Below are 22,126 nucleotides of genomic sequence, written 5' to 3' on the forward strand. Positions count from 1 at the left end.
GTAGTGATTGCCGGTAGTTAAACCTCCTCTCTCCTTCCCAAAGTAACCGATAAGTTAATTAAAAATATCCTTTGCAGACATCCATGAACGCGCTAGCAACTTCCGCAGGGGCTCACCGAAGATAAGTCTAGGGATTTGTTGGAATTTTAACGCAGTTTGTCGAAGGCGTCATGAGTCCACCGACGGGCACATCGGTTAAGGGACTTGGGCGGCACACGCCCCTTCCTGCAGACCACTATTCTCCGAAGTCTTGCGCGAATTGCCACGGCGGCGCGCCCGACGCGACGCCGAGCTCCGACCTCGACTTCTTCGCGCACAATCCCGACAATCTTGCCTACTTGCCTTCGCCGAGCGACTGTAGCGCCGAAATCTACTGGCCGGAATCCCTCAAGACTTCTCGCACCTTCATCCAGCAAAACACTTTCCTTCGCTCCCAAAACTACATCGAGACCTTGCTGGCCTCGCGCCAAGGCAATTTTCCGCTGGAAGTCACCGACACCTCCCTGGGTGTCTATCTCGGCATGAAGGGCGGGAGCTCCCTGCCAAAGCTCCCCAAGGGGCCCGACCTAAAGCTTGGCCTCGATTCCATGGTCTGCACCGGTTCCTTGAACCCCAGCGCCAGCGGTCTTGAAGCTTGCCAGGCCTTGGAGATCGAGTGGCAAAACGGCGATGCCCTCCTGCCGCTCGAGGGAATGGAGCTGTTCTCGGCCAAGGATCTGGAAATCTCCGCCAAAGGCATTCTCGGTCAGCTTCCCGGCGTCCAAGCCCAGGGCGTGAAGATTCGCCAGGGCAAGCTTCTGCTCAGCGCCAAGGTGACCAATCGTTTCTGGAACGCGGCCCTTCCGCTCGGTCTCCCCCTCAAGGGAGTGAGCATTTCGCCCAGCCCGACCGATCCCGCTCTCTACGAGGCCGATCTCACGCCGATGCTGCTGAAGTATCTGCCGGTGGCTTACCACCCGGAAAAGCGGGAAGCCGTCTCCTTCGAGGCCTATCAAGCCAATCCGGCGAAAGGCCAATTGAAGGTTCTCCCCTACTTTCTCAACATCGCCCGGAGCGGGCGCTTGCCCGACAAGCTGGCGATGAACGAAGTTTACGCCGCGGTCAGCGAGCTCAGGGCCAATACCGATCCCGTGAAGAAAGAGGAGAATCCGGAACAGCGCGCCATCCTGGAGCAGTTGCTCGACAAACTTTCGGTCAGCGCCCAGCTTCATCCCCGGCGCTTGCTGTCCAAGAACCTTTACGTCGAGTTCAGCGAGGACCCCAAGGGCGAGAGCAATCTCTTCCGCACCCAATTCACCTTGAGCCAGCTCAAGGATTGGGAAGTGGAAGCCCTTGCGCCGGTCCGAATCAACCGCCTCTTCAGCCCCGGCTTGATCGACTTGACGAGCTTGAAAGCCGACCTTGGCGTTTATGTCCACCGCGAGAAAACCTCGACCCTGGGCTTGGACAATCTCGACGTCCAATTGGGTCACCTCGAATACCTGCGGACCGATGCCGACAAGCCCGGACTTTTCGCCATCCTGGATGGAAGGATCCGCTCGGTCGACGACCTCGCCGCCAACTACCTGCTGCACCGGCCGGCGATCTTGGTGCGGGGCGACGCCAATGGCGCCGACGTCGAGCTCAACCTCTCGCTCGATGCCGTCTCCTTGCGCCTCCCCCAGCTCGGCAAGGTGACGATCTCCGGCGACCTGCACGGCCAGGTCCGCTTGGTCCCCAAGGTCGAGGTTGAAACCCTGGCCAACGGCGAAAGCCGCGAGGTCAAGCGCTGGGTCATCGAGCCCCACTCGCTCAACCTGAAGCTGAGCGGCCTCGACCTGAAAACCGAAGGTGGCATTCACTGGCAAGATGCCGAGCTGGAGATCACCGACTATAATCTCCATGGTCCGATACCGTCTTCCGACCCCGGTTACCTGTCGCTGAACTTCCGCTTCCCCAAGATCGAAGGCGGCCATTTCCGCTCCTTCACGATCGAGGGCGGCCTGACTCTGGTCAAGGGACTGGACGGCCTCTACGACATGGCCGCCACCCTGCGGAACGTCGACACCCAATTCACCCTCAATGCTTTGAAGCACGATGGTCTTAAAGAAAATTGGGTGCTGGACCTCGACGGCAGCCATTTCCCCGAGAGCAGCGTGTTCGCCGCCACCTTGAAAAGCGTCCAGACCGACGCCGCCGGCAAGGTCCGGCGCAGCCCGGTCGAAAACTTGTTCGCTAAGTTCAATCGCGAGACCTGGGAAGGAACCACCCATTACGGCTTCCATCTCGGCGCCGACCGGCTCGATTTCGACCGGCTGGATTTGAGCAAGCTGAAGGTCGGTTTCGGCTTGGTCAAGGAAGAGCCCATGGCCGGCGTCGTCCGCTGGACGGTTCCGGAGCTCGACCTCAGCGCCAACGGCTCGGGCTGGTCCAAGAAAGGCTGGATCCGGGGACCGATCTGGTTGACTTCCAAGGCGCCCGCCAAAACGCCGCTGGCGATCGAGATCAACAAGAACACCAAGACGCTGGACCTGAAAAACCTCAACTTGAGCTTCGGCGTCACCGGCTTCACCGATCCCAAGCTCGCCCGCAGCACCGGCGGACGCATTCTCGGCCTCGACCTCGACGGCCGGTTGAACGGCCGTTGGAACATGAATTACGAGACCTTCAAGGGCAAAGGCTATATCGCCCTAAGCGGCGACGGCCAAGGCGACATCCACTTGCGCGGCGCCGACGGAATGCCGCTCTCCAAGCCTCATCCCGACGATCCCGAATTGCTGGTCGGAACCCCGGTCCTCTCCAACACCAAATGGGAGGTGCGGCGGACCGACGGCATCGACTTCGACAACCAGTGGATCAAGGGACAATTTCACCTGGGCACCTTGATCGATCCGGCGGTGGCCCGGGTCTTCGGCATCAACTTCGACAACAACCTGGTGCTCTCCTGGCAGTTCAATCACGACCACCTTCCCTATACCGCGGCCGGCTTCGCCAAGAAGGTGGATCAGTATTTGGCCAAGAAGAACTGGGATGAAAAGAGCGAAAGCAAGCCCAAGGAGGCGCCCAAGCCGTGACTCCTCCGAAGCTCCCGAAAATCAGCTTCAACTCCCCCTTCGCCGATCCCTATCCGGTCGAGCCCCAACCGCTGAGCTTCGGAACCGGCGGATTCTCGCTGGACCGAATTAAACTCGACCGCTTCGAGTCAGGCTTTCACTTCGATTTGCTTCAATCCTCGCCCGGCGGCTTTCGCATCCCCGGAATTTTCACCCCCTCGATCCCGATGCAGGCGGCGGCGCCAGTCGAACCGCCGAAGTGGAATGCCGACGACACCGGCCAGCTCATGATCGACCTCTTCATGGCCGTCGATTCGCTGGACCTCGACCTGAAAAAGATGGTCGTCAACGGCGGCGAGGCCGGCTGCCGCTTTTCGGAAATCGTCAGAGCCAAGGACTATCCGAACAAAGAAACCTGCAAGAACTTCTTCGAGAAGGACACCAAAGGCGACCTCCACCTGAGCGTCCGACCGCTGGAGGGGAAGGGCTTCTCCGAGCTCTACGATTTCTGGGTCCTTTACGACAAGTTTCCCGGCCGAACCGGCAACCGGATCAACGGCTTCTACATGACCCACCCGCTCAACAAAAACGATCAAGGGCCCTTGAAAGTGGAACAAGAGGATCCCTTCGAGAGCGGCAAGGATTTTCGCGCGGCCCTGAACCCCTCCTACAAGGTGCCGATGGGAACCGCCGTGCCCCACTCCGATAAATCGAGCCGGATCATCATGCGGCCCATCGGATTTCTCTTCGACGAGGCGCCCGGGGTTTCCTTCGACATCAGCGAGAACATGCTGAAGGGCTGGGGTATCGTCGACAAGAAGACTTACACCGACCTCGGCATCACTCCCTTTCAGATGCCTCGACGGATGGATCAACTGCTGCGCTTCCTTCCCATGGCCGAGGCCCACGATCCGGACTACGTGATCGCCGACGGCTGTTACGACAAGAAGCCGGGAGCCTTGGTCGTCCGCCCCAATTTCTTGGAGAAAAAGCCCTCGCTTTTCGACGCCCTTCATCCCGAGGCCGCGGTCATCGACATTCTCTTTCGGAAAACCTCGATCCCGCTCGGCGGGCGGGGCCACATCGATCTCGGGGCCGGCGGCGTCAACCGGATCAAGCTCCAAGGCGATGCCAAAAAGACGACGCTCGAGGTCGAGCTCGGCGACATCCCCAACCTCCGGCTGGGCACGCCCAATTTCGCGTTTGCCGCCAAGGGCCTGAAAGCCGGGAAAATCCGCTTCAACCTCCCGCCCTACTCCGAGCTGATGAAGCTGGTCTTCCCGATCACGCCGCCCGAGGACCCTCAAGTCGTGAAGGACCGGTGCATCGATCCCAGCTCCCATCCCAAGCCCAAGCGGGACTGGCAGCCGGTGATCGACAAGCTTCTCGCCGACGTCGAAATCATCGGGATCAAGGCCGAGGAGCTGAGCTTCGAGGACAAAAACCGCGGGCTCAAGGCCAGCATCCAAGGGGCCGAGATCAAGTCGGCCCGGGTGAAGGGCCTCGACTCGATTTTGTTCAAGGGCTTGGGCGCCAAATCCCTTTCCTTCGAGGACAGCCCCAGCGGAACCAAGGTCAACCTCGGCGAAAGCAAGATTTCCTCGATCTTCCTGGAAGGCACCCGGGGCGGACCCAAGGTCACGGTCAAGGGCCTCGAAGGCAAGGCGATCTCGCTCCAGCAAAACCAAGGTGGAATGACCATCGACAAGGGTGACATCGAAAAGATCGGCCTGGACTTGAGCAAGCCGGGAGCGGTCAAGCTCGAGATCAACAAGGCCGATAGCTCGGGCGAGGTCCGCTACAAAAACACCCAGGAGAACTACGAATTCCGCAGCGCCGGTGAAAGCTCGATCCAATCGGCCGTCTTCGAGACCAGCAAGGACGCCGTCGCCACCCACGTCAAGACCGAGCTCAAGTTCTCCGGCAAGGTGAAGGACTTCTTCATCTCCAACCCGGCGACCGGCGACCTGACGATGAGCGATACGGTGATTCGGCCCAGCGAAATCAAGATCAGCGTCGATTTGCCCTTTGACGGCGCCGTCCCGAACTTCAGCTTCGGAGTCGACATCGACGTCGAAAAGGCGAATCTGAAATCGGGCCACCTGCCCATCGGCGAAGTCGGGGCCTCCTCCCTCAAGGAGGGCAAGATTCACCTCCTCAAGGACGCGAGCGGGCTGAGCGGCAAGATTTCGGGCGAGCTCAAGCTCCAAATCCCCCAGATCAACATTCCGCTGATCGAGGTCGCCACCAAGGGCTTTTCGATTGAGGGGCACCTCAAGGACATCGTCATCGAGGGTTCGGGCAGCCTCGAGATCACGCCCGAAAAAATCCTGCTGACCAAAGCCATGAAGGACGGGAATCCCGGAGCCATGAAGATCAGCGGCTCGGTCGAGGATCTTATTTTCCGCGACGACCCCTCGGCCCGCCGCAAAGAGCTCAAGGCGCTGAGCAATGGCTCGGTGATCAAGACCAAGATGGATATCGCCACCGCCAAGATCGAGGTCAAGGACCTCGAGGCCTTCGAATTCACCCGGCCCGACGCCGACTCCGGCCGCAAAGCCGACTTGAAGAAGCTGAAGATCAAGGATTTCTCGATCACCGAGATCGAAGCCAGCGCCAAAATTTGGGCCAAATTCCCGATCTTCGGCTGGCTGCTCGGCAAGTTCCCCCTGATCGGCAAGGTCGCCGGCAAGCTGCCCGGCGAAGTGGTCGAAAGCGAGCTCAAGCTCGAGAGCTTCGACACCGACAATAACGGCAAGGGCCGGGTCACCGAAATCGTCAACCTCCTCATCCAGCTCTTCGAAGTCGACGGCCGCAAGCAGATGGCCAAGTTCAAGCTGCCCTCGCTCAAGCTCTCGCCCGATTCCATCACCACCGGCACCGACCCGATCGAGCTTCAGCTGTACTTCCAGGACAAGGACCGCGGCGGCGACTTCGAATTTAAGCTGGTTCCGGAGGATTTGAGCAAGCGCGACACTTGGAAGAAGCCCAAGAAGTAGCTCAAGCCCTCCGCACCGACCAGATAAAGCCGTCGTACCAAAAGTGCATCAAGGAAACGACGATGGTGATCGCCCAGAACAGGTCCATTTTCTCGCTCACCACTTCCGCAAAAAATCCATAGGAAAGGGTCAAGGCCAAGAAGCCGGCCAAGGCGAGATAGGTGGTCTTGGGACCCTCGGGAAGGCGCAGTCGCTTCGGTATCCGGCGGCCTTCGGTGACCCACATCAAGGCCAGATACTGAACGGCGTGGAATAAGTTCATGATGAAAAAAGCCTCGCCCCAGCTGTTGAAGGCCCAGGTATAAATGGAGCAAAGCCCGGTCGAGGCGAGCAAATAGGTTTTGTGGAAAGAGAAGCGCTGGCCCTGACGGTGAAGGCGCCAATGGGCGTAGGCGTAATAAAGCAGGAACAGGGTTCCAATGGCGAGCACGGCCCAGGTCAGGTAACGCTGCCGGCTTTCGACGTAGGCCGGAACGGTCGCAAAGAAGGTCGAGCCCAACTCGCCAAAACCTTCGAAATCTTCCAAGTGATCTTTTAAGGTGACTCCGGCCAGGATGGGCCCGGCGTAGAGAAGCTGGTTCAGCCAGAAATCCAAACGGCGGGTCTTCTCACCGGTCAAGCCGGCGTTCCGCTCATAAATTCGACCGAAGCCGAAGGTTTGAGCGCCGGAATGCCAGACGTCCCAAAAGGTCGCGACCACCGTCGCAGCCACCGCGATCCAAGCCGAGGAAAGGATGGCGATCCCGATCAGCAGCGGAACGAGGAGAAAGCGATAAGGGTGAAGCCGGAAAATCTCGGGATTGCCATGGCTGCGAAAAAGAACCGCCGCCAAATGAGCATGCACGATGATTCCAAGGGCGAGTCCGACCACGGTGGTGGAAACGCCGGCCACCAAGATCGGCGTCTCGCTGAGGTCGCTACGCGAAATCAGCATTCCCAGGATCAGGCAGAGCAAGGGCGGCAGGAGGAAAAAGCCCCAGTCGTAGGCTGGACCAACGATGTAAGGCGAGTGGAGCTTTTCCTGGGGAATCATGCGAGCCCCCCTTCCCTCCCTGACCTTAGCTCGCCGATCAAAGTCGTCAGGAACAGGGTCGCGCCCACCAGCTCGAGAGCTTCTTCGACCAGGTCGAGGCCGGCGTAGCCGAAGCCGTCATCGCCGAAACGAGTGACCCAATAACCTAAAGGCAACTCCATCCCAACCGCGCCACCGACATAGAGCGTCGCCGCCAATAGGAAGCGTCGGCGGAGATCCGGCCGGAGGCTCCCGAGAAACGGCCAGTAAAACAAAGCCAAGATTAGGAGGAGGACAGCGGCCGGGACGATCCAGTCATAATATAGAATGCCGCCGGAGCCGGTGATACCACCCAAGCTCTCGTGGATCCCAATCGCTTCGTCCAAGGACATATAAAAGAAGCCGATCCCCAGGAAGGTCCAGTGCCGGCCGTAGGCTGCCCGCCTCTTCCGGATTCCGCCGGCAATCTCGATCAAGATCAGGCCGCACCAAAAGAGCAAGCAGGAGGAGTACCAGGTCGGGACATTGCCTTCGAAACTGAGGGAAAAAAGCGGCGCCCAAGCCTCGGCTAAGGGGGAAGGAAGAAAGTGCCGCCAGAGCTCCGCGAGCAGGCCCAGAAAAACCAAAAGTCCAACGATGGTAAAAAGGGTAACCGATTTCGGGGCCGAGCCTCTCAATGCCAACCTTTATGCTTTCCCTTGTGCTTCCAACCCTTGTGCTTCTTATGCTTCCACTTCTTATGCTTGCCGTGATGATAGTGGTGGTGGTCCCGACCCTCGCCCGGCACCAGGACCCATCCGGCTCGGTTGATCTTTCCGGGCGGAACGCGATAACCGTACTTTTGGGCGATTCCCGGCGGCAGCCAAAAGCCGTACGCCGGGTCATAGGGGTGAAGGACGGCCCGAGAAAAATTCACTCCCGACATAGGGATTATCGGCAGGGCTTGAGGAGTAACTTGCAAAATTTCCCTCAAAAAATAAGTCTGGTTGCTCTGAATAAAGACCGGATCGGGAGCCGCTGGGATTGTCGGTCCCAAGGCGAAATTCGAGACAATCTGGCCGTAGTCCATGCCCATCTTACGCATCATCCACACTTGGAGAGGAAGGGTGCTCGTAGCCTGGGCGATTCGTAGGATCGAGGGCACTTCCTCGGCCGGCGCCATCATTACCGGGGCGACCAGCTCCGGCGTAAAGCCATAAGCCTTGCCGTAGACGCCGCTCAATTGACGGGCCTCGGGCGAACCCAAATTCACATTGACCAGGTTCGTATCGGCGTGAGCAGGCCGGAATCCCAATGCCAAGAGCAACAAGAAGCTGTACAAAATATTTTTCATACACCCTTCCTTATATTGAAGTGCGAGATCTATGACGCGAGATCCGTTATGATGTCACATTATTTTTAAGAAGTGGCTGGCCTAACCAAGTCGTATTCGATCCGCGGAATATCCACCCCCAGGAAACTGCGAAAACTTTCCTCCAGGATGCGGCGGGAATTGGCGAGATGAGCCGAAGAGCCCGAGCCCTCCTCCCAAAAGCTCTCGGGAATGACTTCGGAGATCCCTTGGCGCTCCGGCCCCCGATGACAGGCGGCGCAGACCAGGCCGCCCTCGCCGGCCGAGAAATAATAGCGACCGCTGCCGTGATTCTGACAGCGGGAGCAGCGCGACAGATCGAGGTGAAAGCCGAGCCTGGAAAGGAGCTGACGCCGGAAAGCGACGTCGAGCCAGGCGAAGTTTTCGCAGCCAAGGCGGCGAAAAGCCCCCTGAAGAAGCTGGAAAACTCCGGCCACTTGCTGAGCCTCGGGCAGGGCCTTGGCCAGCAAACCGAGCCATTGCAGGGCCAGAACCGTGGCTTCGTAGCTCTCGCCGATCGGAGCGAAACTTTCCTCCAAACGGCATTGCAGCAGGGTCGCCAAGCCGCGCTCGCTCGGCTTGAACTCGATGTCGAGGCAATGAACGAAGTCGAGGACGCCGGAAAAGCGCTTGAGGCTCTTGCGGGCGCCGAGGGCGATCATGTCGACCCGGCCATGAGCGGCGGTGAGGAAGCTCAAGATGCGGTGGTCGTCGCCATAGGCCACCGAGCGCAGGAGGAACGCCGAGTCCCGGACCGGTTCGGCTATTTTTGCAGCCATAGCACCAGGATGGTACCTGCCCCGAAGAGCAGCAGCAAGAGGAGGAGCCAGCCGAGCTTGGCCGCCCGCGGCCGGGTGTCGGGCTTGTCCCAGGCGGTCATTCCCTTGAGCAGGTCCTCGAAGCGAAGCAAGACGTCTTCGGGGTTCAACCCGACGTAGGAGGCGTAAGCCTTGAGATAACCTCGGGCGAAGGTCATGCCGGGCAGCTTTTCGAAATGCTCCGACTCGATGGCCTGGAGATACTCGATTTTGACCCGCGTCTGATCGGCCACCTCGGCGAGGGGGATCTTGCGGAGCTCGCGCTCGCGGCGCAGATAGGAGCCTAGGGATTCGGTCATACTATAAATTCTTGCCGTAGATCAGCTTGAGCTTCTTCTTGGTGCCCTCGGGAACCAAGAGCTTGTTGGTGACGAAGGCGTGGCGCAAAGCGCGGGAACAGACGCATTCCCGCTCCTGAACCACTTGCGGGATCACCCGGCGGATCACCTGTTGAGCGGTTTTGACGTTCTTGAGCAAGGTCGCGATGACCATCTCGGCCGTGACGCTGTCGTGCTCTTCATGCCAACAGTCGTAATCGGTTGAAAGCGCCATCGTCGCGTAGCAAAGCTCGGCTTCGCGAGCCAGCTTGGCTTCTTGAAGATTGGTCATCCCGATGACATCGGCGCCCCAGCTCCGGTAGAGCTTGGATTCGGCCTTGGTCGAGAACATCGGCCCCTCGATACAGACGTAAGTTCCGGCCGGATGGGAAACCGCGCCTTCGGCCTGGGCCGCCTGGTGCAGCTTGGCCCGCAAGACCGGGCAGACCGGATCGGCGAAGGAGACGTGGGCGACGATGCCTTCGCCGAAGAAAGTGGCCGGCCGTTGGAAGGTGCGGTCGATGAACTGATCGACCATGACGAGATGTCCGGGCTCGATCTCTTCCTTGAGCGAGCCGACCGCCGAAACCGAAAGAACGAATTCACAGCCCAGCTTCTTGATCGCGTAAATGTTGGCGCGAAAATTCAGCTCGCTGGGCAAGAGCCGATGGCCTTTGGAATGGCGGGCCAAAAAAGCCACCGGCAGGCCTTCGAGCTCCCCGATCACGAAATCGTCGGAGGGCTCGCCAAAGGGCGTCTCGACCGAGCGCTCCTCCAACACCTTGAGGCCTTCCATTTCGTACAGCCCGCTGCCGCCGATGATCGCGATTTTTGGGTCCTTCATGGGTGCTCCTTGCTGGCCCAAGCTTTTACTTAGGACGGCGGCGAAGCTCAACTGAATTCCCTGCCTATAAAATGGCCGTCGCCAGGGGCTTTAGCCCCATCTTCGCCGAAGGCGCCAATGACGCACCGTTGACGGGGCTAAAGCCCCTTGCTACTGAAGAGACATGATCGAAAACATGGATCTGGGCAAAATATTAAAGCGGGCCCTCAAGAACGGCGGCGATTTCGCCGAAATTTTCGAAGAGTTGAGCCATAGCACTCACCTGCAGCGCGAAGGCCGGCGCTTCGAGAAAATTTTCAGCGGCGCCGACGCCGGGGTCGGCCTCCGGGTGGTCCACGACGGCAAAACCGCCTACGCCTATACCAATGAGATCAGCGAGGCGAGTCTGCTCGGCCTGGCTTCCGATCTGGCCGACGCGCTGCGGGCCGGGAATTTCGACCGCGACCTCGGCCTGCAGAGGAAGGAAGCCGACTGGCGGCAGGTCGTCAAGATCGACCCGACCACCGTCGGCCTGCCCGACAAGATCAAGGTTCTCCAGGAAGCCGACGATCTGGCCTGGAGCATCGACTCGCGGCTGGCCCAGGTCACCACCAGCTACCGCGACCAGCTCCGCCATATCCGCATCGCCAACTCCTACGGCGAGCTTTGCGAGGATCGGCAAATCTACGTCGTCTTCGTCGTCCAGGCGGTGGCTTCCGACGGCGAAAATCTCCAGACCGGCTATGAGCCGCTCGGCGGCACCCAAGGATTCGAGATCTTGGGCGGAGACGCGGCGCTTCGCACCGCCGAAACCGCGGCCCGGCGGGCGATCCGAATGCTCGAGGCCCCGCTGGCGCCCTCCGGCCCGATGACGGTGGTCGTCGCCGCCGAAGCCGGCGGCACCTTGGTCCACGAGGCCGTCGGCCATGGGCTGGAAGCCGACCTCGCCCGTGAAGGCCTCTCGGTCTATCAAGACAAAATCGGCCAAACGGTGGCCGGCCCGGCGATCACGGTGCTCGACGACCCCACCCTACCGGGAAAGCGCGGCTCCTTCCTCTTCGACGACGAGGGAACTCCCTCCCAACGCAACGTCCTGATCGACCGCGGCGTCCTCAAGAGCTACATGAACAACCGGATCTATGCCGCCCGCGACGGCGTCGCCCCCACCGGCAACGGCCGCCGCGAGTCCTACCGCCACCGGCCGATCGTCCGGATGACCAACACCATGATCGCGCCGGGCCAGGACGATCCGGCGGCGATCTTGAAAAGCGTCGACCGCGGCCTCTACGTCACCCGGATGGGCTCGGGCCAAGTCAACACCGTCAACGGCGATTTCGTCTTCGAGGTGAGCGAGGGCTTCTTGATCCGGCACGGCCGGCTCGGCGAGGCGGTCCGCGGCGCCACCCTGACCGGCAACGGTCCGACCGTCCTAAAGACCATCGACCGGATCGGCAACGATATGGGCTATGGCATCGGCACTTGCGGCAAAGACGGCCAAGGCGTTCCGGTGGCCGACGCCCAGCCGACCCTGCGCATTCCCGAGATCACGGTCGGCGGTCAGGGCGCAATCATGACCCAGGAATAGTTCCGGCCGGCCTGCGCCTCGCCGCGGGCCAAGGCCCCGCGATGGGAGTGGAGCAGGTCCTCGCGGCAGCGGGTGCACTCGGGATGGATCTCGAGGTTTTCCGGCCTTAAGCCCGCCGCCAAGGCTTGGGCGGCATTGGCCGCCTTCAAGTCGAGCTCGAACCTCTCGCCGCCGGGCCGGGGCCGGCAAATCTTCGAATCCGGGGCCGGAATGAAATGCTCGGCCACCTCCTTCCCCACTTCGTAGCAAGGCCCGCAAATCGAGGGGCCGATGGCGGCGAAAATCTCGGCCGGATCGGCCTTGAATTCCCGTTCCATCGTTTGGATCGTCTTGGCCAAGATTCCGGCCTGGGTGCCGCGCCAACCGGCATGGACCGCAGCCACCACCCGATCGGGATGGGCCAGGAGGATCGGCACGCAATCGGCGGTGCGAATCGCGATCGGCACCGCCCAGGCCGTGGTGATGATGGCGTCGGCCTTTCGCCCCTTGAGGGCCTTGGCTTCGCCAAAGTCCCGGATCGTGGCGATGGCGTCGCCATGGACCTGGTCGACCTGGAAGAACTCCTCGCCAAGATCCTCGGGCAAGCGACCGAGGAAGGCGCCGGCAATTTTGTCGTAGGGTGTGAAGAAGATCATAGTATCGCCACTGCCATCCTGAGCGAAGCGAAGGATCTGCGACCTACGAAGGCTCTTTGAAAGATCCGTTCTCTTCGTGTCATCTTAAGGGAATTCCGAGGAGACGAAGAATCTCTGACGTTCATTGACCCATTGGCAAGTCGCAGATCCTTCGCTTCGCTCAGGATGACTTCCTTTCTAGCAGATCTCTAAACTCCCGCATCTCCTCGCGCAGCGGCGCCTCGAAGCTCAAGGCCTTGCCGCTGCGCGGGTGACGGAAGCTCAGCTTGCCGGCATGCAACAGCTGAAACTTCATCGCCGCCAAAGCCTGACGCCACTCGGCCGGGGCCGCCTTGGCCCGGGCGCTTCCATAAAGCGGATCGCCCACGATCGGATGGCCGAGCTCGGACAAGTGCACCCGGAGCTGGTGGGTGCGGCCGGTCTCGGGCTTCAGCTCGAGCAGCGACACCGGGCCCCAACTTTCCATCAGCCGGTAGTTCGTCACCGCCGGCCGCAGCTTCGGTCCGCGGGTCGCGATCTTCTTGCGGTTGCGCTGGCTGCGGCCCAAGGCCAGGTCGATCTTCCCCGCCGCTTTCTTGGGCCGGCCCCAAACGAAGGCGTAATAAACTTTCTCGACTTGGCGCTCCTTGAATTGGGCCGAGAGATGGCGGTGGGCCGCGTCGTTCTTGGCCACGACCAGCAAACCCGAGGTGCCCTTGTCGAGGCGATGGACGATGCCGGGCCGTTCCTTGCCGCCGATGCCCGAGAGATCGGAGCAATGATGGAGCAAGGCGTTCACCAAGGTCCCCTGTCGGGCGCCGGCGCCGAGGTGAACCACCATTTCGGCGCTTTTGTCGAGGACCAGCAGATCTTGATCCTGATAGACGATTTGCAGGGGCAGATCTTCCGCGACGGCTTCCAAGGCTTGGGGCGGCGGAATGCGCAAACCGATTTCCTCGCCGGCTTTCAAAAGATGGGCGGCCTTGGCCGAGCGTCGGCCGACCCAAGCTTCGCCGTTTTCAATCAGCAGCTTGACTTGGGAACGGCTCAGCTCCGGGCAACGCTTGGCCAAATAGCGGTCGAGGCGCTCGCCGGCGGCGCTGGGATCGACGATGAAGCGATGGAGGGTTTCGGCGGCCATGGTTCAATGGGATAAGCCGCCCGGCTCAGTCGCGCAATTCCAAATTCCAGTAGCTGAAATCGACGACGTCGAGGAAGGGCCGCCATTCCCGGTATTGGATGCCCTTGGCCACGAAATCGGCCCAGGGTCCCCAAGTCGGCTTCACCGGCCGTTTGAGCAGGTGCATGCCGACCTCCTCGGCCAAGTGGCCGCCCTTGCGGCGGTTGCAGTCGATGCAGCTGCAGACGACGTTCTCCCAAGTGGTGTTGCCGCCGCGGGAACGGGGAATCACGTGATCGAGGTTGAGCTCGTTCTTGGGAAAGGGCTCACCGCAATACTGGCAAGTGTTCCGGTCGCGCAGATAAATATTGTAACGCGAGAAGCGGACGCTCTTCCGAGGCAGCCGGTCGTAAGCGCTGAGCAAGAGAACCCGCGGCACCCGGATCATTCGATCGACCAAGCCGATGCCGTCGTGGTGGAGCTCGACGCTCAAGTCGGCCCAGCTGTCGAAATCGAAAATTTGGTATTGGTCGTCGACGACCTTGGCGATGCCCTGGTAAAGCATGACCAAGGCCCGCTTCACCGAGGTGATGTGGATCGGAAAGTAGGAATGATTGAGTACCAAGACGTTACTCGAAAGCATCGGCCTCTCCAATGATACCATCCATTCCGGAGATTGGAAGATTTGTCAACCGACAGCTTTGTGACGCGCTGAGCCTAACGCTGGAGGCTGCCGACCAACTCCGCGAAGCCCTGGAGCCGGTTTTCGCCGAGATAAGCCTCGAGATCGTCGAGGATTCGGCTGCAGGCGTCGGGCGCCATGAAGCTGGCGGTGCCGATCTGGACCGCCGCGGCGCCGGCGATGAAGAACTCCAAAGCGTCGCCGGCCGAGACGATGCCGCCGATGCCGACGATCGGGATCTTCACTTGGGGGAAAGTCTGGGCCACCATCCGGACCGCGATCGGCCGGATGGCCGGGCCGGAGAGCCCGCCCACGCCATTGGCGATCCGCGGCCGCCGGGTCTTGATGTCGATGGCCATCGCGGTGATGGTGTTGATCATCGAGAGCGAATCGGCGCCGGCGCCTTCGACCTGCCGGGCCACGTCGACGATCGAGGTCACGTTGGGCGAGAGCTTGACCATCAGGTGGCGATCGAAAACCGCCCGCGTCGCCGCCGTGACCTTGGCGGCCATGACCGGATCGTTGCCGAACTCCATCCCGCCGGCCTTGACATTGGGACAGGAGATGTTGAGCTCAACCGCCTGGACCGAGGTGGCGTTCAGCATCCGCGCGATCTCGACGTACTCATCGAGAGTGTTGCCGAAGATATTGGCGATCACCACGGTCCCGTGCTTTTCCAGAAAAGGCAGCTTGTCGCGGATGAAGGCCTCGATGCCGACATTGTTGAGCCCGATCGCGTTGATCATCCCCGAGGGCGTCTCGACGATCCGAGGCATGGGATTGCCCTCGCGGGGCTTGAGGCTCAGGCCCTTGGTGGAAAGCGCGCCCAGCCTCTCGATCGGGAAATAAGGCTGAAGCTCCTCGCCGTAGCCGGCCGTGCCCGAGGCGGCGATGATCGGATTCTTCAGCTTGAGGCTGCCTAGTTGGACGGAGAGATCTGGCATATCAGAATCCTGTAGGGGCGGGGCTTGCCCCCGCCCGCGTGCGCAGTGGCGGTCCGTAGACGGGGCACCCGCAAGGGGTGCCCCTACAAAACAATGCTCGTCCCTTCAAACACCGGCCCTTCGATGCAGGCCCGGCGATAGTGGCCCTCATGATCTTGGACGACGCAGCCGAGGCAGACACCGGTGCCGCAGCCCATCGTCTCCTCGACCGACAGCTCGCAGGCGATCCCGCGAGGCCGAGCCCACTTCTGCACCGCCGCCAGCAATCCGGTCGGCCCGCAGCAGGCGACTAAGCCCGGCTTCCGCTCGGCGTAGACCCGGCCCAGCGCTTCGGTGACCAAACCCTTATCGCCGGCCGAGCCGTCGACCGTAGTCAAGTGTAACTTGACCTTTAGCGCTGCAAGCTCTTGAAGATAAAGCAAATCCTTCTCCGAACGAGCCCCATAAAAAAGCGTGAGATTTCGACCGCTTCGGTTCAGGCGATCGGCCAGCTCGAGGAAGGGAGCGATGCCGTAGCCACCGGCCACTCCGACGTAATCGCCGGCAACACCGGCCTCGCTGAAGCCGTGGCCGAGGGGACCCAGCAAGCGCAGCTCCTGACCCGGCGCCACCTTGGCCAAGGCGGCGGTGCCCTTCCCCACCTTCTTGTAGAGGATCTCGGTGACCTCGCCGATCTGACGGGCGAAGCTGAAGGGCCGGCGCAGCAGGACGCCGTCTTCCCGCGGAACCTCGAGCATGCCGAACTGACCGGGGACGAAGCCCGGCCAACGGGTCACCAGGCCGATCCGGAAATAGCCCTCCTGGAGCGGGACTTGGTAGGCGACTTGGCAAAGCGTGTCTTTCACTCGAAGCTCTTCTTCATGATGATGGCGTCCTCCTGGTTGTCGCTGTAATAGCGGCGCCGGACGCCGACTTTGACGAAACCGAATTTTTCATAGAGCGCCTGGGCCGCTTCATTGGAGCGGCGCACATCCAAGTAAATCGATAGGGCGCCGTTGACGTGGGCGAAGCGAAACATCTCCTGCATGAGCGCGTCGCCGACGCCGCGGCGCTTGAAATCCGGATCGACCGCGATGCTGATCAGCTCCATCTCGTCGTGGACCAGCCAGAAGTCGATGTAACCGATGATCTTCTTCCGATGGGTCGCCACCCGGAGATAGGCCGCCTTGATCCTCAGCTCTTGCGCCAGAATTTCGCGGCTGTAAGGCTGCTCGAAGCTTCGGCGCTCGATTTCCAGGACGCTGCCCAAATCGCCCCGGGTCATGGGCCGGACGTTGAATCTGCTAAGTCGTCGCTTTGGCATAGTTGAGCAGTCGGCGCCGCAGCGCCTCGAGGCCCTCTCCCGTTTTGGCCGAGACGAAACTCCAGGTCAAAGGAATTTCGGCGAAGGCCCGGCGGCGGCCCTCCCGTTCGGCCTGTCCCAGCCGATCGACCTTGGTCAGCAAAATCTCGACCGGGATGCCGCGCTCGGACAGGGAGTCCAATAGCCCCAGCTCCTCCTCCTCCAAATCGCGCTTCGAATCCATCAATAAAAGGCCCAGCGAGTCGGGCGGGATCCGCTCGAAGAAGGCGGCCATCAAGGCCCGCCAGGAGTCGCGCTCCTCGCGGCTGCGGATCGCGAAGCCGTAGCCCGGAACGTCGACCAGGGTTAGCTTGGGCCCCCATCGGTAAAGGTTCACCGAGCGGGTCTTGCCCGGCGACTTGCTGACCCGGGCCAGGCTCCGCTTGAGCAAGGCGTTGAGCAGCGAGGATTTACCGACGTTGGAGCGGCCGAGAAAGAAGGCAACGGGCCCGCGCAGGTTCGGCACCTGCTCCGGCAGGTACGAGGTCGCCTTGAGCTCGCTGGGAAGGGCTTTGACTTTTCGCAAAGCTCCCCTCCTTTAGAACGTCTCGGCCGGCTTGGCGGCAGCGGCCGGCGATTTGAACAGCATCTTGTAGCGGAAGGCGGCGAAGGCCACCCAGAGCAGCTCGATTCCGACGAAGAGCGCCATGCCTTTGGCCCCGCCGGAGCTGAAACCGTAGCTGTGCAGCCCGACGCCGAGGATGAAGTTCACCCCGTACCAGGCCATCAGCACCAGCAGAAAGGCCAGGATCGACCCCACCGCCAAGCCGAAACCGCGAAGCCAGCCGGCGTAGCGGCCATGGAGGATGACCAGGTAGCCGAGCAAGGCGATGAGCGCCCAGACTTCCTTGGGATCCCAGCCCCAGAATCGGCCCCAAGAGGCGTTGGCCCAAACGCCGCCGAGGATCGTGCCGGCGGCCAGGAGCACCACTCCGACTTGGATCGAGCGATAGATGAAGTAATTCAGCTGGGAGGCCTTCTCCATCGCCCCGGGCTTGAAGATGTAATAGCCGAGGCTGAAGTTGCCGACGCCCAAGGCCAGGGCGAAGGCGGCATAGCTCAAGGTGATGGTGAGAACGTGGATCGTCAGCCAGTAGTTGCTCCGCAGCACCGGCACCAGCGGATCGATGGCCGGATCGAGGATCGAGGGCACCGAATCGGCGACCACCAGGAGCAAGGTGGCCAAGGCCGCCGCCGCCACCGCGTAGTAGCGGGCCTTGTAAATCAGCTCGAAGATGATGGCGAAGAGTGCGACGCCGAAGGAAACCCAGATCACCGACTCATACATGTTGGTGACCGGCGGCCGGCCGGCGATCAGGCAGCGGAGAGTAAACCCGTAAACATGAATGCCGAAGGCGGCGATCAAAACCGCCATCCCGGTCCAGTAGAGGCCGCGGCCCTTAGTCCAAAGGCCGCAGACCAGCAGGAAGAAAGCCAGGGCGTAAACCAGCCAAGCGATGCGGAAGGGCTTGAGGGTATTGAGGCGAAGCTCCCTTTGCATGTCCGCTGCCGAAGGGTAATCGCCAATGACTTGTCCCTGCTGTTTCAGCAGGTCACGGAGCATGATCGACATTTGACCGAAGAGAGCCGGGTCGTTGCCGTAATAGGAAGACAGGACGCCTTGGACCGCGCCGGCCACCTTGGCCTCGGTGCTGGGCGCCGCTTGCATCGCCGAAAGGTTCGGATAGCGCCGGGCCAAGGTCTCCAAACTCTCCCAATCACCGCTGCTTTGGGGAAGCAGATGGAGAGCGGCGCCGCTGGTGACCGAATAAAAGAGGTTCAAGCGGGTCAAAAGCTGGGCGGCGTGGCGCTCGAGCTCGCTCAAGCCGGCGCCTTCCTGCTGCTTGGCCGTGACCGTTTGCATGAAAAGGGCGAATTCCTTGTTGGCCGCCAAGTCGGCCGGCGCGACCCGGTTGTTCACCGGCTTGAGGCCGACCTGCTGCTGGAGCGGCTTGTAGCCGGCATCGAGGATCGGAGCCTTTTCCCAATCCTTGGTTTGGGTGAGCCAGGAGAGGATCAATTCGGTCGGATCGAAACCCTGGAACTTCTCGCGGCCGGTGACGGTCCGCACCGTTTCCCGGGCGAAGGTGTCGAAGGGTTTCTTCCGGCCGCCTTCCTGGATCACGACCTCGCGCAGGACTTCCACGTCCATTCCGGGCTTGGGCGCGGGGTTGGAGTTTTCCGCCCGAAGCAAGATCGGGGCGGAGCTCAAGAGCAGGCAAAATATGACGATCCAACGACGCATCAGGGTGCCCTTTCTATGTTCAAGCCCTTGGACAAGCGAGCGACCTCCGCTTTGGCCTTTCGCGCCGCCATGCGCTTCTGGACAAAGAGCGGTTTGAAGTAAAACATCAAGGCGATTCCGCCGATCATCACCAACGATCCCAGATATTTCAGAAAGATGCCGGGATCGTAAGCCACCGCCAGCACCGAGAAATCGGGACCGTCGGGATTGAGCTGATAGCTGGCCTGGAAAAACTTGTATTTTTTATGCTCCAAGGGCTCGTTCATGGCGATCAATATCCCTTGGGGCGGCTCGCCGTCGGAGATCAGGGTGACTTGGCTCTCGTAGGTCGAGGGATCTTTGGTGCCCTCGTAGGTTCCCAGGTTGAATTTATCGAGCTTGATCTCAAAGCCCAGGGGCTTGCTCTTCAAGCCATAGGCGATCTTGAGCCGGCGGTCGCCGAGGAGCAGGTCGCGGGAACTGCCGCGGCCCAGCCAGAAGTCGCGGTTTTCGAAGCCGTCGGCCACCGTGAGGTGAATGGCCGAGGGCGGTCCTTCCTTGCCCTTGGGCACCGCGACCTTGCGGTAGACTTTCTCGAGCCGGGCCTTTTCGATCTGTCGGGCGACGCTGAATTGGAAATCCATCCAACCGGTGGCGACCGCGCCCCCCTCTTCGACCTTCCTGGGCGGATCCCATAGTCCGCCGGCTTTGAGCGCGTAGAGCAAGGAACCGTCATCGAGGCGAGCCAAAAGCAATTCGTTATTGGCCGAGTTCCAATCGGCCGGCAGCTCGTAGAGCCGCAAGCTCGCCGACTTTTCCAAGCGGCCGTGAGCGGTGGGCAGCTCCGGAAACTTGGCGAAAACGCTGTGGCGCTCCTCGCCCCGGGGCCCTTGCAGCAGGACGCTCAAGGCCGGGTTTTCCCGCTCCGGGCTTAGATTCTTGAGGCGGCCGGCTTCGACCGCGGCATGGGGCAGGTATTCCAAGATTTGCACCGCATAGGGACCGGCGCGAAGCTCGGCCGGCAGCTCCGCCGGAACCGGCACGATCTCACCGTCCACTCGCAGCAAGGGCCCGGCATAATTCTCGGGCTTGGCCAGGATCTTACGGAAGGACTCGGCGTCGGGCAACTCAACGTAGACGAGGCGCGCCGGACCCAGGTTGAGGCTCTGGCGGTCGAACTCCCGGGCCAGGACCCACTCTTCCATCTCGGCCCGCGAGCCTTTCAGGCGGATCGCCAGAGCCGGATTCACCGCCTCCCCATCGGCCTCGACCCGCAGGTCTTCGGCGGCGTTGGGGATGAAATCATCCACCGTCACCCTCAAGCCCGAAAGCGCCTGGGTCTGCCAAGGCTTCGACTTGGAGGGCGGATCGAAGCGAAAATCGGCCTTCACCTGCTCCAATTTTTCGTTCTTGAGGTCGTATAAATAGAGCTGGGGCTCCTGCAGGGTCATGCGCCGGCCGGTTTCGCCCTCGGCCAGGATCATCTGGCCCTCATAGCCCTGAATCAAGGTGATCAGCGAGCCGATCAAAAGGAGAATGATGCCGAGGTGGGTGACGAGGAAGCCGATGTGATGCCGCTTCCAAGGCCAACGCGAAAGCGCCGCGAAGAAGACGTTCAGGCCAAGCAGGGCCAAGACGGCGGCGAACCAAGGAGTGCCGTAGACGTAGTGCTTGGCAGTGGCGGTGTCGTAGATGGATTCGTAGAAGGTCCCAACGGCGAGAATGACCGCGAGACTGGAGAGAATGAGGACGGCGAGCTTGAGCGAAGAAAGTAGATCGAAGAGCCATCGCCCGATTTTGCCGATTGTGGAGCTCATAGTAATAATCGTTTTCCCACGGCTGTCATCCCGAGCGAAGCGAGGGACCCTTGCCCAATTCTCTTCCCGCTACAGACTCCGCAAGGATTCCTCGTCGCTTTGCTCCTCGGAATGACATTAACCCCGCCCTCCAGCCAAGCTGCCGGCGCCGGCATACTCGGCCGCCTTGCCCAATCGCTCCTCGATGCGGAGGAGCTGGTTGTATTTCGCAACCCGGTCGGTCCGGGAAAGGGATCCGGTCTTGATTTGTCCGGCGTTGGTGCCGACCGCCAAATCGGCGATCGTCGTGTCCTCGGTTTCGCCGGATCGGTGGGAGATGACCGCGGCATAACCGGCCTTTTTGGCCATGCGAATGGCTTCCAGGGTCTCGGTCAGGCTGCCGATCTGGTTAACTTTGACCAGTATCGCATTGCCGACCCCTTCCTCGATACCCCTGGCCAGGCGTTTGGGATTGGTGACGAAGAGGTCGTCTCCGACCAGCTGAACCTTTCCGCCGAGCCGCCGAGTCAGCTCCTTCCAGCCGGTCCAATCGTTTTGGTCGAGGCCGTCCTCGATCGTCGCGATCGGATAGCGCTCGAGCCAGCGCTGATAGAGCTGGATCAAGCCGTTGGAATCGAAGGTTTGGCCGCCCTCGCCTTCCAGTCGGTAATTCCCGCCGGAATAAAATTCGGAGCTGGCGACGTCCAGGCCCAGCAGGACATCCTTGCCGGCTTGATAGCCGGCCTGCTCGATCGCGCTGGCGATCAGGTCGACCGCCTCTTGATTGCTGGAAAGGTTGGGGGCAAAACCGCCCTCGTCGCCGACCGAGGTGGCATAGCCCTTGTCGTGGAGGACCTTTTTCAGCTTGTGGAAAACCTCGGTGCCGACCCGGAGCGCCTCGGCGAAGCTCGGCGCCGAGACCGGCAGGATCATGAATTCTTGGAAGTCGACGTTGTTGTCGGCATGCTGGCCGCCGTTGACGATGTTCATCATCGGAGTCGGCAGCAGCTTGGGCTGGACCCCGAAAAGCTCGCCGATATGCTCGTAGAGCCAAAGGCCCTTGGCGGCGGCCGCGGCCCGGCAAATGGCCATGGAGGCCGCCAAAATCGCGTTGGCGCCGAGGCGGCCTTTGTTCTCGGTCCCATCGAGCTCGATCATCGCCCGGTCGACGCCGCTTTGGTCGGTGGCATCCCGCCCCCGCAGGGCCTCGGCGATGGGCCCTTTGAGATGGGCCACGGCCTTTTGGACCCCCTTGCTGAGATAGCGCTTGGAGTCGCCGTCCCGCAGCTCCAAGGCCTCATATTCGCCGGTCGAGGCCCCTGAGGGCACCGCGGCTCTTCCCCAGGCCCCTCCGGCCAGGGTCACCTCACACTCAACCGTGGGGTTTCCCCGCGAATCGAGGATCTCGCGGGCGAGGATTTCTTGGATGCAAGACGCGGCCATGGAAGCTCCTTGGTAAAGACGGTT

At 61.2% G+C, this 22,126-nt stretch carries 19 protein-coding genes; 3 read left to right on the plus strand and 16 right to left on the minus strand.

Annotated features, from left to right (window positions below):
- Nucleotides 1-170 precede the first annotated feature (170 nt).
- Both VJR29_04490 and VJR29_04495 read left to right on the plus strand, forming a co-directional pair.
- On the plus strand, nucleotides 171-3,053 hold the full coding sequence (locus VJR29_04490) for a hypothetical protein (protein HKY62658.1): 2,883 nt from the start codon (nucleotides 171-173) through the stop codon (nucleotides 3,051-3,053).
- The gene (locus VJR29_04495; protein HKY62659.1) at nucleotides 3,050-6,031 is read left to right on the plus strand and encodes a hypothetical protein; all 2,982 of its coding nucleotides are present in this window, start codon (nucleotides 3,050-3,052) and stop codon (nucleotides 6,029-6,031) included. Before VJR29_04490 ends, VJR29_04495 begins: the two co-directional genes overlap by 4 nt.
- Before the next feature lies 1 nt (nucleotide 6,032).
- Here the strand turns inward: VJR29_04495 and VJR29_04500 are convergent, their stop codons facing one another.
- From VJR29_04500 to mtnP, 6 genes are all read right to left on the minus strand, one after another.
- The gene (locus VJR29_04500) at nucleotides 6,033-7,064 is read right to left on the minus strand and encodes a hypothetical protein (protein ID HKY62660.1); all 1,032 of its coding nucleotides are present in this window, start codon (nucleotides 7,062-7,064) and stop codon (nucleotides 6,033-6,035) included.
- Nucleotides 7,061-7,669, minus strand: coding sequence for a hypothetical protein (locus VJR29_04505; GenBank protein ID HKY62661.1), 609 nt, complete (start codon nucleotides 7,667-7,669; stop codon nucleotides 7,061-7,063). The genes VJR29_04500 and VJR29_04505 overlap by 4 nt, the downstream gene beginning before the upstream one ends.
- Nucleotides 7,670-7,716: 47 nt before the next feature.
- The gene (locus VJR29_04510; protein HKY62662.1) at nucleotides 7,717-8,376 is read right to left on the minus strand and encodes a hypothetical protein; all 660 of its coding nucleotides are present in this window, start codon (nucleotides 8,374-8,376) and stop codon (nucleotides 7,717-7,719) included.
- A 65-nt stretch (nucleotides 8,377-8,441) separates the two neighbouring features.
- Complete coding sequence (recO, locus tag VJR29_04515; GenBank protein ID HKY62663.1) at nucleotides 8,442-9,173, minus strand: DNA repair protein RecO; 732 nt, start codon at nucleotides 9,171-9,173, stop codon at nucleotides 8,442-8,444.
- Nucleotides 9,158-9,511, minus strand: coding sequence for a helix-turn-helix transcriptional regulator (locus VJR29_04520; GenBank protein HKY62664.1), 354 nt, complete (start codon nucleotides 9,509-9,511; stop codon nucleotides 9,158-9,160). Before VJR29_04520 ends, recO begins: the two co-directional genes overlap by 16 nt.
- Before the next feature lies 1 nt (nucleotide 9,512).
- Nucleotides 9,513-10,373 (minus strand): S-methyl-5'-thioadenosine phosphorylase, encoded by an 861-nt coding sequence (mtnP, locus tag VJR29_04525; protein HKY62665.1) that lies wholly within the window; start codon nucleotides 10,371-10,373, stop codon nucleotides 9,513-9,515.
- A gap of 163 nt (nucleotides 10,374-10,536) precedes the next feature.
- Here mtnP and VJR29_04530 point away from each other — a divergent pair, with 163 nt between their 5' ends.
- The gene (locus VJR29_04530) at nucleotides 10,537-11,937 is read left to right on the plus strand and encodes a TldD/PmbA family protein (GenBank protein HKY62666.1); all 1,401 of its coding nucleotides are present in this window, start codon (nucleotides 10,537-10,539) and stop codon (nucleotides 11,935-11,937) included.
- On the opposite strand, the gene pgeF is transcribed toward VJR29_04530, so the two are convergent.
- The 10 genes from pgeF to eno form a co-directional block, all read right to left on the minus strand.
- Nucleotides 11,910-12,572 (minus strand): peptidoglycan editing factor PgeF, encoded by a 663-nt coding sequence (gene pgeF / locus VJR29_04535; protein HKY62667.1) that lies wholly within the window; start codon nucleotides 12,570-12,572, stop codon nucleotides 11,910-11,912. The genes VJR29_04530 and pgeF overlap by 28 nt on opposite strands.
- 160 nt (nucleotides 12,573-12,732) lie before the next feature.
- Complete coding sequence (locus VJR29_04540) at nucleotides 12,733-13,692, minus strand: RluA family pseudouridine synthase (GenBank protein ID HKY62668.1); 960 nt, start codon at nucleotides 13,690-13,692, stop codon at nucleotides 12,733-12,735.
- A gap of 25 nt (nucleotides 13,693-13,717) precedes the next feature.
- Nucleotides 13,718-14,314, minus strand: coding sequence for an HNH endonuclease (locus tag VJR29_04545; GenBank protein ID HKY62669.1), 597 nt, complete (start codon nucleotides 14,312-14,314; stop codon nucleotides 13,718-13,720).
- A gap of 74 nt (nucleotides 14,315-14,388) precedes the next feature.
- The gene (locus tag VJR29_04550; GenBank protein HKY62670.1) at nucleotides 14,389-15,297 is read right to left on the minus strand and encodes a dihydroorotate dehydrogenase; all 909 of its coding nucleotides are present in this window, start codon (nucleotides 15,295-15,297) and stop codon (nucleotides 14,389-14,391) included.
- Nucleotides 15,298-15,380: 83 nt separating this feature from the next.
- The gene (locus tag VJR29_04555; protein HKY62671.1) at nucleotides 15,381-16,142 is read right to left on the minus strand and encodes a dihydroorotate dehydrogenase electron transfer subunit; all 762 of its coding nucleotides are present in this window, start codon (nucleotides 16,140-16,142) and stop codon (nucleotides 15,381-15,383) included.
- The gene (gene rimI, locus VJR29_04560; GenBank protein HKY62672.1) at nucleotides 16,139-16,600 is read right to left on the minus strand and encodes a ribosomal protein S18-alanine N-acetyltransferase; all 462 of its coding nucleotides are present in this window, start codon (nucleotides 16,598-16,600) and stop codon (nucleotides 16,139-16,141) included. The genes VJR29_04555 and rimI overlap by 4 nt, the downstream gene beginning before the upstream one ends.
- Nucleotides 16,581-17,165, minus strand: a complete 585-nt coding sequence (gene yihA, locus VJR29_04565; protein ID HKY62673.1) for a ribosome biogenesis GTP-binding protein YihA/YsxC — start codon at nucleotides 17,163-17,165, stop codon at nucleotides 16,581-16,583. Before yihA ends, rimI begins: the two co-directional genes overlap by 20 nt.
- Before the next feature lie 12 nt (nucleotides 17,166-17,177).
- A complete protein-coding gene (ccsA, locus tag VJR29_04570) occupies nucleotides 17,178-18,884 on the minus strand; it encodes a cytochrome c biogenesis protein CcsA (GenBank protein ID HKY62674.1) in 1,707 nt (568 codons plus the stop codon).
- A complete protein-coding gene (locus tag VJR29_04575; GenBank protein HKY62675.1) occupies nucleotides 18,884-20,680 on the minus strand; it encodes a cytochrome c biogenesis protein ResB in 1,797 nt (598 codons plus the stop codon). Before VJR29_04575 ends, ccsA begins: the two co-directional genes overlap by 1 nt.
- 117 nt (nucleotides 20,681-20,797) lie before the next feature.
- Nucleotides 20,798-22,102 carry a phosphopyruvate hydratase gene (eno, locus tag VJR29_04580; GenBank protein HKY62676.1) on the minus strand — a complete coding sequence of 435 codons (1,305 nt, stop codon included), beginning with the start codon at nucleotides 22,100-22,102 and terminating at the stop codon, nucleotides 20,798-20,800.
- Between the last annotated feature and the right edge of the window lie 24 nt (nucleotides 22,103-22,126).

This window comes from bacterium (assembly GCA_035281585.1).
GTDB lineage: Bacteria > UBA10199 > UBA10199 > DSSB01 > DSSB01 > DATEDP01.